The organism is Bradyrhizobium sp. HKCCYLRH3061, assembly GCF_051168015.1.
In the GTDB taxonomy this organism is placed as follows: Bacteria; Pseudomonadota; Alphaproteobacteria; order Rhizobiales; family Xanthobacteraceae; genus Bradyrhizobium.
In genome coordinates this window covers 41,317-55,533 of sequence record NZ_JBNPUE010000014.1, presented here as the reverse complement: position 1 = coordinate 55,533, position 14,217 = coordinate 41,317, and the positions used below count along the sequence as shown (strand labels likewise).

Below are 14,217 nucleotides of genomic sequence, written 5' to 3'. Positions count from 1 at the left end.
ACACAGAGGGAACGACGGCCATCGTGCGGCCCGCCGGAGCAGTTGGCCGATTCGCCGGGGTCCGCAAGGGCTCGCAGCTTCCCTCCACCCGTGACGCCTCCCGGCGGCATCGATTTCAGGATTCCCGCGTGATGTTCGATTGGCCCCTGGATTGGATCGCCCTGCTGGTGGCGTTCGCGGCGCTCGCCTTCGCGCGACGGACGTCCGACCGATTGGCCGAGGTGCAGGCACGGCTGGCCAAGCTCGAGGCCGCCCCCCCGATCGCGGCCGCGCCGGTAGTCGCGCCGCCGCTCAGCCCGCTTCAGGAGCCCGCTGAAGCCCCGCCAATGCCGCCTCCATTGCCGGAGCTGACCGAGCCTGCTCTCCAGCCCGCGGCGCTGGCGAGCGACGCAGCGGCCGATCAGCCGCCGCTCGTGTCCCCACCACCCGTGCCGCAGCCCGCGGCCGGCTTCGAGGAGCGCATCGGCACCCGCTGGGTGGTGTGGATCGGCGGGCTGACCCTGGCGCTCGGCGGCTTCTTCATGGTGCGCTATTCGATCGAGGCCGGCCTCGTCGGCCCCGAGGTGCGCGTCGCGCTCGGCGCGCTGTTTGCGGCCGCGCTGCTCGCGGCCGGCGAATGGACGCGGCGCAGGGAGAGCATCTCGCAGATCGCGGCGCTGCCGATTGCCAACATCCCGGCGATCCTCACCGCGGCCGGCACGGCGGTCGCCTTCGCCACCATCTACGCGGCCTACGCACTCTACGACTTCCTGCCGCCCGCGATCGCCTTCGTGCTGCTCGGCGTGGTCGCGCTGGGCACGCTGGCGGCGGCGCTGCTGCACGGCCCGGCGCTGGCCGGGCTCGGCCTCGTCGCGGCATTCACGACGCCGGTGCTGGTGTCGACCGGCGAGCCGAACTACTGGGCGCTCTACATCTACCTCGCCATCGTCACCGCAGCCGCGTTCGCGCTGGCGCGCGTGCGGCTGTGGCGCTGGCTCGCGATGACCACGATCGGGCTGTCGTTCCTGTGGACCCTGCCCGGACTCGACGCGGGCATCGAGACGGTGGCGCCGCACGTCTTCCATGTCGTCACCGGCTTTGCACTGGCCGCGCTGATCGTGGTCTGCGGCTTCATGTTCGGGCCCGCAGCCGACAATGACGAGGTCGAGCCGATCTCGTCGGTGGGGCTCGCCGTCTATCTGCTCGGCGCCATGCTGGTTGTGCTCGCGAGCTTCCATGACGGCCTGGCGCTGATCGGCTTCACGCTGCTGGTCGCGGCCACGCTGGCGGTCGCCTGGCGCGCGCCGAGCGCCGTCGGCGCGGTGGCCGCCGCCGCTGCGACCGTGTTCCTCGTGTTCGCCGAATGGGCGCTGCGCGACAATCCGGACCTGCTGGTGCTGCCCGGCGGCGCGCTGCCGGGAATGGGACCGAACCCGCTCGGCGCATCGGTCACCTCGCATCTGGTCACGGCGGCGATCTTCGCGCTCGGCTTCGGCGGCTCCGGCTTCCTGGCGCAGGGGCGCTCGCACAACGCCGCCGTGCCGGTGGTGTGGTCGGCGGCCGGCGTGTTCACGCCGCTGGCGCTGCTGGTCGCGCTCTACGCGCGCATCGCCCATCTCGACCGCTCGATCCCGTTCGCGATCGTCGCCGTCGTGCTCGCCGCCGCGTTTGCCGTCGCAACCGAGGCGCTGACGCGGCGCGAGGAGCGTCCCGGCCTCAGTGTCTCGATCGCGCTGTTCGCGACCGGCACGCTGGCCGCGCTGGCGCTGGCGCTGACCTTCGCGCTGGAAAAAGGCTGGCTGACGATCGCGCTGGCGCTGATGTCGCTCGGCACCGCCTGGATCTACGAGAGCCGGCCGATCCCGTTCCTGCGCACGCTCGCGGCCGTCTTTGCCGGGCTCGTGGTGCTGCGCATCGGCCATGATCCACGCATCGTCGGCGCCGATGTCGGCACCACGCCGATCTTCAACTGGCTGCTGTGGGGCTATGGCGTGCCGGCGGCGTCGTTCTGGGGCGCGAGCTATCTGATGCGCCGCCATGGCGACGACGCGCCGTTGCGCGCGGTGGAGGCCGCCGCGATCCTGTTCACGACCCTGCTCGCCTTCCTGGAGATCCGCCACGCCGTCAATGACGGCGACATGCTGGCGGTGCCGTCGCTCGCCGAAGTCGGACTCGACGTCTGCGTGGCCCTGGCGCTGGCGATCGGGCTGGAGCGGCTGCGGGCGCGCAGCGGCAGCATCGTGCACAACATCGGCGCCGTGATCCTCACCGGATTCGCCGGCGGCGCCACCGTGCTCGGTCTGCTGATGTTCGAGAACCCGATGATCTCGGACGTCGCGATCAAGGGCGGCCTGCTCAACATCCTGATCCTGGCCTATGCGTTCCCGGCGGTGCTGATGCTGCTGCTGTCCTACGCGGTCGCAGGCCGCCGTCCGCCGGCCTATGGCAATACGCTGGCCGCGGGCGCGCTGGTCATGGCGCTGTCCTATGTCAGCCTCGAGATCCGCCGGCTCTATCACGGCCCCGATCTGACGGCAGGGCCGACCAGCGCCGCCGAGCAGTACACCTATTCGATCGCCTGGCTCGCCTTCGGCGTGGTGCTGCTCGGGATCGGAATCGTCGTGCAGTCGCAGCGCGCGCGTCTGGCGTCCGCCATCGTGATCGCGCTGACGATCCTGAAGGCCTTCCTGGTCGACATGTCGGCTCTGACCGGCGTGTGGCGCGCGCTGTCGTTCATCGGACTCGGCCTGGTGCTGGTCGCGATCGGCTGGCTGTACCAGAAGGTGCTGTTCCGGCGGCAGCAGCAGGTGCCGCCGGCTCAGCCGGCGCAGTGACGATCAGGCGGCCCTGACCGACTGCAGGAACGAGGCGACCTCGCGCTTCAAGCGGTCGCTGTCGGTCGCGAGCGACTTGGCGGCGCTCAGCACGTGCGAGGACGCCGAGCCGGTCTCGGTGGCGCCGCGCTGCACGTCGACGACGTTGGACGACACCTGCTGTGTGCCATGCGCGGCCTGCTGGACGTTGCGCGAGATCTCCTGCGTCGCCGCGCCCTGCTCTTCGACGGCCGCTGCGATCGCCGAGGAGATTTCCGACAGCTTCTCGATGGTGCCGGAGATGTCGCGGATGGCGCCGACCGATTCCTGCGTTGCCGCCTGGATGCTGCCGATCTGCTGGCCGATCTCGCCGGTCGCCTTGGCGGTCTGCTCGGCCAAAGCCTTCACCTCCGAGGCGACCACCGCGAAGCCGCGGCCGGCGTCGCCGGCGCGGGCGGCCTCGATGGTGGCGTTCAAGGCGAGCAGGTTGGTCTGGCCGGCGATGGAGTTGATCAGCTCGACGACGTCGCCGATGCGTGCCGCTGCCTTCGACAGCTCGCCGACGCGATCATTGGTCTGGCGGGCCTGCGAGACGGCCGCCTGCGCCATCCGCGCCGATTCCTGCACCTGGCGGCTGATCTCGGTGATCGACGACGACAGCTCCTCGGTGGCCGAGGCGACCGACTGCACGTTGGTCGAGGCTTCTTCCGAGGCCGCCGCGACCTGGGTCGAGATTTCCTGCGAGCGCGTCGCCGTCGAGGACAGCGCGCCGGCGGAGTGCTCGAGCTCAGTCGAGGCCGACGACACCGTCTGCACGATCTCGCCGATCGTCGTCTCGAACTGGCGGGTGATGTTGTCGACGCGGCGGCCGCGCTCGATCTTGGCCTCGGCGTCGGCGGCGGCGCGCTCGTCGGCCTCCTTCTTGGCGATCAGGGCCTCCTTGAACACCTGCAAGGTGTCGGCCATCGCACCCATTTCGGTCGGCTCGCCGCGGTGTGGCACCTCGGCCGAAAGATCGCCCTGCCCGAGCGCCTGCATCGGCCTGATGATCGAGGCGATGCCGGCCGAGACGTCCTGCACGAGGTAGAAGCCGACGCCGATGCCCGCAGCGATCGTCGCGATCAGGATGGTTGCCATGATCCAGAAGGCGCTGTTGTAGCCATCGACAGCCTCCTGAGTTGCCGTTGCTGCGCCCTTGTCGTTCAACTCGATCGCCTTGATCAGAAGATTCTCGGACTCGGCCGACGCAACGCCGGTGCCCCTGAACAGCCCCTCGATGTCATCAGGCAGGCGGCCGACGCTGTTGCGGGAGACATCGAGGACCTTGTCGGCCTCAACCGTGTATTTTTCCCAAGCCTTCTTCCAGGCCTCGTACAGCCTGTGCTCCTCGGGGTCCGAGATCAGCGGCTCATAGGTCCGGATGTCCTTCCTGACGTTGTCGAGCATGGCCGCCATTCGCTTGTCGACGTTCGCCTTGGCCTCCGCCGACAGCGCCATCACGTGGGCGCGAAGTGTGAGCCGGTAGACGTTGATGTCGGCACGCAGCGCCCCGAGCACCCGCACGCTGGGAAGCCAGTTTGTGGCGATGTCGACGGTGCGGACGTTGATCGACTGCATGCTGCGCACCGCGAGCAGGCCAAGCCCTGACATCGCCACCAGCATGAAGGCGATGACCGCGATGATCTTCAGACGAATGGAAAGCCTGGACACGTCCTGATCCTCCGAGGGAAAGCATCTCGCTGTCGGCCGCCTGGAGGGAGGCCGGCTTCCGCGGTGACCGACCGCGCCGCGGTGGAGACGAAAAAGCGGCACCTGCTGGGGAGCAGGGTGCCGCCGATTACCGCAAAGTTCCGTTAATGCCGAACGTCGTATGACTACGGGACGCGATCTAATCCCGCTCGTCGGACAGATCAGGCCGCGCGCACCGACTCCAGGAACGTCGCCACCTCACGCTTCAGCCGGTCGCTGTCCGAGGCCAGCGATTGCGCCGCGGCCAGCACGTGCGTGGAAGCCGTACCAGTCTCGGTGGCGCCGCGCTGCACGTCGACGACATTCACGGAAACCTGCTGCGTGCCCTCCGATGCCTGCTGGACGTTGCGCGAGATCTCCTGCGTGGCGGCACCCTGTTCTTCCACGGCCGCCGCGATCGCCGACGAGATTTCCGACAGCCGCTCGATGGTCGTGGAGATCGCCCGGATGGCGCCGACCGATTCCTGCGTCGCCGCCTGGATGCCGGACACCTGCTGGCCGATCTCGTCGGTCGCCTTGGCGGTTTGCTCGGCCAGCGCCTTGACCTCGGAGGCGACGACCGCGAAGCCGCGGCCGGCTTCGCCGGCGCGCGCCGCCTCGATGGTCGCATTTAGCGCCAGCAGGTTGGTCTGGCCTGCGATCGTGTTGATCAGCTCGACCACGTCGCCGATGCGCGCGGCCGCCTTGCTCAGCTCGCCGACGCGATCATTGGTCGTACGCGCCTGCTCGACCGCCTCGTTGGCCATGCGGGCCGATTCCTGCACCTGGCGGCTGATCTCGGTGATCGAGGACGACAGCTCCTCGGTGGCGGAGGCAACCGACTGCACGTTGGTAGAGGCCTCCTCGGAGGCCGCCGCGACCATCGTGGAGATCTCCTGCGAGCGCGTCGCGGTGGATGACAGCGCGCCGGCGGAATGCTCGAGCTCGGTCGAGGCCGACGACACCGTCTGCACGATCTCGCCGATCGTCGCCTCGAACTGGCGGGTGATGTTGTCGACGCGGCGGCCGCGTTCGATCTTGGCCTCGGCATCGTGAGCCGCGAGCTCGTCGGCCTCCTTCTTGGCGATCAGCGCCTCCTTGAACACCTGCAGCGTATCGGCCATGGCGCCGATCTCGGTCGGTTCGCCGCGATGCGTCACCTCCGCGCCGAGATCGCCCCTGGCGAGCTCCTGCATCGGCTTGATGATCGAGGCGATGCCGGACGAGACGTTCTGCACGAGATAGAATCCGACGGCGATGCCGGCGATGACGGCCGCGGCAATGATCGAGACCACCAGCCAGATCGCCCGCGAGAAGCTCTCGGCCGCCTGCCGCGTCGCGTTGTCGGCGCCCTTGTTGTTGAAGTCGATGTCCTGGATGAAATACTTGTCGGCGTCGCGCGCGATCGCGGCGGCCGATTTTTCCAGCATTTCGGTGGCTTCGTGCGGGATCTTGCCGACGCTCTTGTTGGATTCGTCCATCACCTGCTTGACCGCGACGACGTACTTCTCCCAGGACTGCACCCAGTTGTTGTAGATCGCACGTTCCTCGGCCGAGGTGATCATCGGCTCGTAGGTCTTGCGGTCCTTGTTGATCGTCTCGAGGATTCCGTTGACGCGCTTCTCCGCGGACTGCTTGGTCTCGGCCGTTTCCGACATCACATGCGCGCGCAAGGCGATGCGCAGCAGGTTGATGTTAGCGCGCAGCTCGCCGATCGCGCGCACGCTCGGCAGCCAGTTGTGGGCGATGTCGACCGTGTTGGCATTGATCGACTGCATGCTGGTGACGGCGAGCGCGCCGAGCCCGCAGATGGTGACGAGCATGAAGGCGATGACCGATATGATCTTCGTACGGATGGACATTGTTGACACGGAGGACCCCAGCTGACTGCGTGGTTCGGCCGCGTTCTGCCAGCGCCAAGGACGGCCCGAACATTCAGGTCTGCGCTGCGCTGCGCGGTCGAAGGTCAGGAGATCGGCAGACTCCGAAAATTCCGGACCCGCACGTCGTCGCTGACGGAACTCATTGGGCGCGAAACAGGCTTATCGGAGGTTAATGCGGGAACCGTAAGATTACGGACAAACCGCATAAAATGATCATCGTGCGCAACGACGCGGTGCTCCGAAACCGGCCCGCGCTGGACCAAGTCTCCCGATACCGTTGCAGGATTGCGTCGAAGCAGGAGCTTCAAACGGTGCGCCGGGCAAAGGGCGATCACTGCCGCCACCCGCACTGGCAGGCGCCGCAGCTACCGACGACGCTGATCATCGTGCGTATCTATCGGAGATGAGGTGGCCGCGGCACGACGCGGAGCCAGGGCCGAACTCTACCGGGTTGCGGCCGACCCGCCCGGAGTGGACGCAGACTTCATCGAAAGATGCCCCGCACGAGCGATCGGCGCCACGGCAAACCGGGCCGGGCTCCGACGGCCCACAACCCAATCACCCGGACAGCCGGACCTCAGCCGACCGCTTCGGACACGAGGCGAATCCGGAACACCGGTTGCTTGGCTTCGTCGAGCAGTTCCATCTGCCACTCGGCCCCCTGCTGCAACGACTTCGAGATCCCACCGATCAGGTCGGAGCAGACAGCCGTCAGCTCGTTCCAGGCGGTTTCCCGGTTGGCGAATTCATAAGGCTGGTCAGCAGCGCCAGAATAGCGGCCCTGGCTGATCCGGAAGAAATAAAGCGACATAACGACCCTTTCTCATGGGCCACCCCCCTGGTCGCAAACTGCACACGAGTCGCTACCGAGGCATGAATTTAAGATTCCGTACGACTACGGCGCAATGACCACTAACGTGCGGTCAGCTTAAAATATTGCTCTATGTTAATAGGGAGCTGGTTTTTCAATGATCGGTGAACTAACAACTAATCGGTCGAGCGACGCAGCTCCGGCGCCGCATCCGACTTCGCGTTATCGGATTTGGTCATCTCAGCCTTCGCGTTTTCGGCCTTGATGTTCTCAGTCTTGGAACTGTCCGCCTTGGCGGCCTTCGCAGCATCTGCCTTCAAGGGTTCAACCTTGCTGCGTTCCACCCGCGGGGTCTCGACCCGCGCCGCGACTTCGGTGTGCGAGCCGTCAGCCGCGGGCGCAGCAGCGCGTGCGCGCGGCCGCGCCACGGCGCGCGCCATCAGCATGGTGGCTCCGCCCTGGTGCTGGAAATCGCAATAGGCGAAGGCGCCCAGCCCGGAGACCGAGCCGCGGAAGCTGCGGTCGTCCTTCTTGTCGAGGTTGAAGCACGGCTCGAACGGCATGCCCTTGATGGCAGCGCAGACATTCTGGCCGCGAATCTGCAGGGTATTGCCGGGCAGACGGATGTGACGCACCGGGCCAGAGCCGGAGAACTGCACCGCGCCGGCGGCGCCCATGTCGTCGAGGATGCGGCCCGCGCCCCGGGTGCCGTCGACACAGGTGAAGGCGAACACCTTCCCGGCGACGAATTTGCGGGCCTCGTCGGCGGTCATCGAACCCGCGATCGCGGGAGCAATCACGGCACCGGCAGTCACGGTCCCCAGCAATATACGCGCGAGCATGCATCAAACTCCCACTTAACCCCACGCAGCGGGTAAGGCGGTATCTTTACCCCATGCTTACCATACCAACCATGGCAACAATGGAGCAGCATGGTTTGAAAAGTCTGAACGTCCTCAGGATATTCTTACCACCGTACGGCCGCGGACCTGGCCCGCGAGGATCTGCGGACCCAGCGACGCGACCTGGTCCAGGGCAATTTCGTGAGTGATTTCAGCTAGTTTTGCGCGATCCAGATCGGTCGAGAGGCGCTGCCAGGCCGCCTTGCGCGCCGGCAGCGGGCACATCACCGAATCGATGCCGAGGAGGCACACGCCGCGCAAAATGAACGGCGCCACCGACGATGGCAAATCCATGCCGGCAGCGAGGCCGCAGGCGGCGATGGCGCCGCCATATTGAGTCATCGCCAGCAGGTTGGCGAGCGTATTGGAGCCGACGCTGTCGATGCCACCCGCCCAGCGCTCCTTCGCCAGCGGCTTGGCCGGCCCGGACAGCTCATTGCGGTCGATGATCTCGGCGGCGCCGAGCGACTTGAGATAGTCGGCCTCGGCCAGGCGGCCGGTCGAGGCGATCACGTGGTAGCCGAGCCTGGCGAGCACCGCCGTCGCCACCGAGCCGACGCCGCCGGCCGCGCCGGTCACCACCACCGGCCCGCTCGCCGGCGTCAGCCCGTGCTTCTCCAGCGCCAGCACCGCGAGCATCGCGGTGAAGCCGGCGGTGCCGATCGCCATCGCGTCGCGGGCCGACAGCCCCTGCGGCAGGCCGACCAGCCAGTCGCCCTTGACCCGCGCCTTCTCGGCATAGGCGCCGAGATGGGTCTCGCCCATGCCCCAGCCGGTGCAGATCACGGCATCGCCCGGCTTCCAGGCCGGATGGCTGGACTGCTCGACCGTGCCGGCGAAATCGATCCCCGCGATCATCGGGAAGCGGCGCACCACCGGCGCCTTGCCGGTCAGCGCCAGCCCATCCTTGTAGTTCAGCGCCGACCACTCGACCTTCACGGTGACGTCACCGTCCATCAATTCAGCTTCATCGAACTGCGTCAGCGCCGCGGTCGTTCCCTTGTCCGCCTTGTCGATCCGGATCGCCTTGAACGTTCCCACAGCCGCACTCCCTGCGCTTTCTTCGTCTCACGCCATGTTTAGCCGATCGGGTCGGCAGCGCAACTCAGGTCGCGGGAACGGCACGCGCGACCGGCTTCTCGACGATCGGCAGGTTGATCAGCGCCGACAGCACGCCGAACAGGATCGAGAGCCACCAGATCGGCGTATACGAGCCGTAGCGCTCGAACACGATGCCGCCGAGCCAGACGCCGAGGAAGCCGCCGACCTGGTGGCTGACGAAGGCGAAGCCATAGAGCGTGGCGAGCCAGCGGGTGCCGAACATGATCGCGACCAGCGACGAGGTCGGCGGCACCGTGGACAGCCAGGCGAGCCCCGACACCGCGCCGAACGCGATCGCCGTCGCCGGCGTCACAGGGAACGAGATGAAGGCGAGCGTCGCCAGCGCGCGGGTGAAATAGATGAAGGACAGGATGTAGCGCTTCGGCAGCCGGCTCTGCAGCCAGCCGACGCTGAGCGAGCCGATGATGTTGAACAGCCCGATCGCCGCGATCACCCAGCCGCCGGTCTGCGCCGACAGGCCTCGATCGACCAGGAATGCCGGCAAATGCACGGTGATGAAGGCGAGCTGGAAGCCGCAGGTGAAGAAGCCGAGCACCAGCAGCACGTAGGAGCGGTGGCCGAACGCCTCCATCAGCGCCGTCGTGAACGACTGCTGCTCGGCCTCCGTCGGCTTGGCCTCGGCGGCCGGCGGCGTTGCCACGGCGAGCGAGAGCGGGACGATGAACAGCATCAGGCAAGCGAACACCATCAGTGCGCTCCGCCAGCCGAACTGGTCGATCAGCGCGACGCCGAAGGGCGCGAACAGGAACTGGCCGAGCGAGCCGGCCGCGGTGCCGGCGCCGAGCGCGATGCCGCGCCGCTCCGGCGGCAGCAGCTTGCTGAAGGCCGACAGGATGAGGTTGAACGAGCAGCCCGACAGGCCGAAGCCGACCAGCACGCCGGCGCCGATGTTCAGCGACAGCGGCGAGCTGGAATAGCGCATCATCAGCAGGCCGCCGGCATAGAGCAGCGCGCCGACACAGATCACGCGCATCACGCCAAAACGATCGGCGATCGCGCCGGCGAGCGGCTGACCGAGCCCCCACAACAAATTCTGCACCGCCACGGCAAGGGCGAACACGTCGCGGCCCCAGGCGAACTCACGGCTCATCGGCTGCACGAAGAAGCCGAGGCTGGAGCGCGGACCGAAGCTCAGCAGCGCAATCGCGCAGCCGCACACGATGATGACCACCGGCGTGCGCCAGCCCTGGCTGCGGGACACCGTGCCGAGATCGCCTGCCTGTACCGACATCCGTGTCCTCCCTGCCGCGGTCGCTGTCCGCCGCGCCTCTCCGGTTAATGCATCTGCATTGAACTCCCAAGCTCAAAAGCGGAACCCAGCCATGAAAAATTTCGATGTGGCGGCCAGCCATGAGCAGGTGTCATCCGAAGCGAGTTCCGGCAGCGGAACTCGCTCCTGCGTCTTTATCCCGGCGGGAAACGTCCTGATGCGCGAGTCGCGAACGACGATTCATCCTGCGCGGGAGCGACCTTCAGAACGGCCGCTATTTGTCGCCAAACACCAATAAACAGCGAAGGAAGTCTCTGAAGAAGAACTAACAGGTACCGCGGTACACATGCGCACGGAATGTGGAATTTGGACAGCACATGGACCACGATCAGATCGAGACATCCGGCCACGTCGTGATCGTCGGCGCCGGAGTTGCCGGACTGTTCTGCGCGCTGAAGCTCGCCCCGCAGCCGGTCACGCTGATCTCCGCCACCTCATTGGGCGAGGCCTCGTTCGGCACGACGATGCAGGCCGACATCGCGGCAGCGGTGTCATCCGGCGACAGCCCCGATACCCACGCCGCCGACATGATCGCTGCGGGTGGCGGCCTGGTCGACGCGACGGCTGCGCTGGCGCTCGCGCGCGATGCTTCGGCCGCGATCGAGGACCTGGTCCGCCTCGGCGTGACATTCGATCGTGATCACGGCGGCAGGCTGGCGACGTCTCGTGCGGCTGCGCACGCCGCGCGACGGATTCTCAGCGTTCGCGGGGACTTCACCGGACAGGCGATCATCACCGCGCTGTCGCAAGCCGTGCGCGCGACGCCCTCGATCCGCATCATCGAGGGCCATGTCGCCGACGCGCTGCTGACGGAAGACGGCGCGGTGCGTGGCCTGCAACTGCGGCCGACCGATGACGACGCGGCCGCGCCGATGCTGATCGCAGCGCCGGCAATCGTGCTGGCCACCGGCGGCATCGGCCGGCTGTTCGCGGCGACCACGAATCCGCCGCACGCCACCGGCATCGGTCTCGCCATCGCCGCGCGCGCCGGTGCGGTGATTGCCGATCCGGAGTTCGTGCAGTTTCATCCGACCGCGATGATGACCGGTCGCGATCCGGCGCCGGTTGTGAGCGAGAGTCTGCGCGGCGCCGGCGCGATCCTGGTCAACCGGCGCGGCCAGCGCTTCATGCTGCCGCGCCATCCGCTGGTCGATCTTGCCCCGCGCGACACGGTGGCCCGCGGCGTCATGGCCGAGATCATCGCCGGACGCGGCGCCTTTCTCGATGCGCGCGACGTGCTCGATGACGACGTCGCCGAGCGCTATCCGATGCTGCACCGGGCCTGCGCCGCCGCGGGGCTCGATCCGACCCGCCAGCCGATTCCAGTGGCGCCGGCGGCGCATTTCCACATGGGCGGGATCGCGGTCGACGCGCGGGGCCGCAGCACGATCGAGGGGCTCTGGGCGGCAGGTGAAGTCGCCGCGACGGCAACGGATGGCGCCAATCACATCGCCGGCAACGCGCTGCTCGGCGCGCTGGTGTTCGCCCGGCGGATTGCCGACGACATCTCCGGCCGGACGTTCACCGCCTCCTCCACCCTGCAGCACGTTGCGTTCGCCGATCCGGCCGGATCCTGTGCGGGCGCTGCCGAGGTGTCGCTGCGCGAGATGATGACGAGCCAGCTCGGCGTCATCCGCGACGAGGAGCGGCTGGCCGAGGCCATCGCCGCGATTGCCAGGATGGAGCGCGACGCCGGCAGCCCGAGGCTGCGCAACATGGCGAGCGCCGCGCTGCTGATCGCCACCGCGGCCTGGAGCCGGCGCGAGAGCCGCGGCGCGCATTGCCGCGCCGATTGCCCGGCCGAGAATCCGGGCTTTGCGCAGCGGACGATGACGACGCTCACGGCGGCGCGCGAAATCGCCGACGAGCTCAGCGCGCGGCCGACGGTGCGCCTGCCACGCTCGCTCAGCGCCTAGCGCCGCGTCCAGTTCGGATTGATCTCGGCCTCGCTCTTGGCGGCCTCGGTGAGCTCGGCCGAAATGGCCGCCGTCTGCTGTGGCGTGCCCCAGCTCGGCGCGTCGCTGCCGTCGCCCCACTTCTTCGGCCGGTAGAAGGTGTGGACGCCGAACTTGTACATCCGCTTCATCTCGGCGACCCAGGATGGCCGCACCCAATAGGCATGATAGTGGGTCGACTTGCCAACCTCCGGCAGCCAGATCTGGCCGTCGAGCATGGCCTTCGCGATCTTCCTGGCGCGGTCCCACATCTCGGGCTCGCGAATGACCTCCGGATTGTTGTCGCAGGCGAAGGTGAACTGGCAGGCGAAGTGGCGGTATTTGTTCTGGTAGACCACGCCGCACACCGTGGTGGGATAGTAGCCGGAGAACGCCCGGTTCAGCACGACCTGCGCCACGGCCATCTGGCCGCGCACCGCCTCGCCGCGGGATTCGAAATAGACCGCTTCAGCGAGGCACTTCTCGGACTTGAAGCGCGCCTTCTCGTCGGTGAGCCCCAGGCGTTCAGCCGGAGTCCTGTCGCGCTGATTGTCGGCGTTGACCTCGCCTTTCGGCGCGATGCTCTCGCCGCCATCACCGGCCTTGGCAGCATCGTCGGCCGGCTGTGACAGCACCGCCATCGGCTTGAGGTCCGGATCCGGCATCACGATCAGCGGCGCCTCGCCCGGCAGCCATGTCTCCATGGTGCCGGCAGCACCGCCCAGCGACGACGTGCCGAAATAGAGATTGGACGTCTTGACGTTGAGGCCGTCATAGCTGACGGCGCCGTCCACCAGGATCTGATCGGTTGCAGGCTTCAGCTCGCCCGAGGGCTGGATCTCGGACTTCGTCGCGTCGTATTGCGCGAGCGGCGGCGCGCTCAGCGCCTCCTGCAATTCGGGATCGAGTGCAGCGCGCTGCGGGAGCGGCGCCTGCGCCGGCGCTTCCGTCGTCTTGGCGCCGAACACCGAGGAGTTCGAATCGGGCTGTGTCGATGGCGTTGGCGCGGGCTCGGACGGCGCGGGCTCGACGGGCGCGGCCGATTCGGTCGGCTGCGCCGGCACCGTCGGCGGGCGCACGACGAGACGATCGCCCTTCAGCGTGCGATCGACCTTGGGAAAGTCGGAGGCCTGGTAGCGCGGCGGAACCTGCAGCACCGGATTGCGCGGCGTCGACCCGGTGATGTCGAGGCCGCGACCATCGAGGCTCGCGAGGCGGATGCTCCCCGCCTGCGGCGCCGAGGTTCCGATCGGACGGCCGAAACTGTAGGTAGCGAGCTGAATGGAGGCCGCAGCCGAGAACACGCGCTTCTGCCAACGCTCGGCGACGCCCGGCTGGCGGGCGAGCAGAGAAGCGATGTCTTGATACCCGGTCTCTGTCGGCATCAGAGCGAAGACGCAGAGACCGAGTCCGAAGGACGCATATCGCGCGCCCTTCGGACCGGGACGCAGAACTAACATCGGTACGCTCAACGCAACGCTTACTGGATCGACCGAACAACAGTGCTTCCGTGCAATTCGATCTTCTCTCTTCGTATCGGGTTTAGGTTGCCGAGGAGTTAATCCGCGTTGCAATCGTGAGACAGGCAAGCGGGGAAGTTGCAGAGCGTTTTGCGATCGATATGTGTGGTAAAGAGCGCGCCGACGAGAACGGTGAACATTCGGTCAACGAACGCGGTGAATGAAAATCATCTGCGCATAATTGACGGCGGCGGAGTGTTCCATCGGACCTGCGCCGTTGCTCTCTCCACTCGTCATTCCGGAGCGCCCCCAGAA

Annotated in this window: 10 protein-coding genes; 3 read left to right on the top strand and 7 right to left on the bottom strand. The window is 67.4% G+C overall.

The window, feature by feature from the left end; all coding sequences use genetic code 11:
* Window positions 1-131: 131 nt before the first annotated feature.
* The gene (locus ACQR2C_RS22095; RefSeq protein WP_434882100.1) at window positions 132-2,813 is read left to right on the top strand and encodes a DUF2339 domain-containing protein; all 2,682 of its coding nucleotides are present in this window, start codon (window positions 132-134) and stop codon (window positions 2,811-2,813) included.
* A gap of 3 nt (window positions 2,814-2,816) precedes the next feature.
* Here ACQR2C_RS22095 and ACQR2C_RS22090 read toward each other — a convergent pair whose 3' ends face one another.
* The gene (locus tag ACQR2C_RS22090) at window positions 2,817-4,502 is read right to left on the bottom strand and encodes a methyl-accepting chemotaxis protein (RefSeq protein ID WP_434882099.1); all 1,686 of its coding nucleotides are present in this window, start codon (window positions 4,500-4,502) and stop codon (window positions 2,817-2,819) included.
* Between the two features lie 200 nt (window positions 4,503-4,702).
* Complete coding sequence (locus ACQR2C_RS22085) at window positions 4,703-6,391, bottom strand: methyl-accepting chemotaxis protein (RefSeq protein WP_316238250.1); 1,689 nt, start codon at window positions 6,389-6,391, stop codon at window positions 4,703-4,705.
* A 221-nt stretch (window positions 6,392-6,612) separates the two neighbouring features.
* Here ACQR2C_RS22085 and ACQR2C_RS22080 point away from each other — a divergent pair, with 221 nt between their 5' ends.
* Window positions 6,613-6,810 (top strand): hypothetical protein, encoded by a 198-nt coding sequence (locus ACQR2C_RS22080; RefSeq protein WP_315802844.1) that lies wholly within the window; start codon window positions 6,613-6,615, stop codon window positions 6,808-6,810.
* Between the two features lie 170 nt (window positions 6,811-6,980).
* Here ACQR2C_RS22080 and ACQR2C_RS22075 read toward each other — a convergent pair whose 3' ends face one another.
* The 4 genes from ACQR2C_RS22075 to ACQR2C_RS22060 all read right to left on the bottom strand — a co-directional run bounded on the left by ACQR2C_RS22075 (window position 6,981) and on the right by ACQR2C_RS22060 (window position 10,469).
* Complete coding sequence (locus ACQR2C_RS22075) at window positions 6,981-7,214, bottom strand: DUF6894 family protein (RefSeq protein WP_015668557.1); 234 nt, start codon at window positions 7,212-7,214, stop codon at window positions 6,981-6,983.
* A 176-nt stretch (window positions 7,215-7,390) separates the two neighbouring features.
* Entirely contained in the window at window positions 7,391-8,056 is a 666-nt protein-coding gene (locus ACQR2C_RS22070; RefSeq protein ID WP_315802843.1) for a hypothetical protein, read from the bottom strand.
* Window positions 8,057-8,170: 114 nt separating this feature from the next.
* Complete coding sequence (acuI, locus tag ACQR2C_RS22065) at window positions 8,171-9,157, bottom strand: acrylyl-CoA reductase (NADPH) (RefSeq protein ID WP_434864099.1); 987 nt, start codon at window positions 9,155-9,157, stop codon at window positions 8,171-8,173.
* A 64-nt stretch (window positions 9,158-9,221) separates the two neighbouring features.
* Window positions 9,222-10,469 (bottom strand): MFS transporter, encoded by a 1,248-nt coding sequence (locus ACQR2C_RS22060; protein ID WP_434882098.1) that lies wholly within the window; start codon window positions 10,467-10,469, stop codon window positions 9,222-9,224.
* Between the two features lie 356 nt (window positions 10,470-10,825).
* Here ACQR2C_RS22060 and ACQR2C_RS22055 point away from each other — a divergent pair, with 356 nt between their 5' ends.
* Window positions 10,826-12,424, top strand: coding sequence for an L-aspartate oxidase (locus tag ACQR2C_RS22055; RefSeq protein ID WP_315802840.1), 1,599 nt, complete (start codon window positions 10,826-10,828; stop codon window positions 12,422-12,424).
* On the opposite strand, the gene ACQR2C_RS22050 is transcribed toward ACQR2C_RS22055, so the two are convergent.
* On the bottom strand, window positions 12,421-13,902 hold the full coding sequence (locus tag ACQR2C_RS22050) for a cell wall hydrolase (protein ID WP_316178213.1): 1,482 nt from the start codon (window positions 13,900-13,902) through the stop codon (window positions 12,421-12,423). The genes ACQR2C_RS22055 and ACQR2C_RS22050 overlap by 4 nt on opposite strands.
* Window positions 13,903-14,217 lie beyond the last annotated feature (315 nt).

Bases quoted from the DNA above. Each gene is read 5' to 3' on its own strand.
- ACQR2C_RS22080 (WP_315802844.1), top strand. From the start codon at position 6,613: ATGATCATCGTGCGCAACGACGCGGTGCTCCGAAACCGGCCCGCGCTG.
- ACQR2C_RS22060 (WP_434882098.1), bottom strand. From the start codon at position 10,469: ATGTCGGTACAGGCAGGCGATCTCGGCACGGTGTCCCGCAGCCAGGGC.
- ACQR2C_RS22055 (WP_315802840.1), top strand. From the start codon at position 10,826: ATGGACCACGATCAGATCGAGACATCCGGCCACGTCGTGATCGTCGGC.
- ACQR2C_RS22075 (WP_015668557.1), bottom strand. From the start codon at position 7,214: ATGTCGCTTTATTTCTTCCGGATCAGCCAGGGCCGCTATTCTGGCGCT.
- ACQR2C_RS22070 (WP_315802843.1), bottom strand. From the start codon at position 8,056: ATGCTCGCGCGTATATTGCTGGGGACCGTGACTGCCGGTGCCGTGATT.
- ACQR2C_RS22095 (WP_434882100.1), top strand. From the start codon at position 132: ATGTTCGATTGGCCCCTGGATTGGATCGCCCTGCTGGTGGCGTTCGCG.
- ACQR2C_RS22050 (WP_316178213.1), bottom strand. From the start codon at position 13,902: ATGTTAGTTCTGCGTCCCGGTCCGAAGGGCGCGCGATATGCGTCCTTC.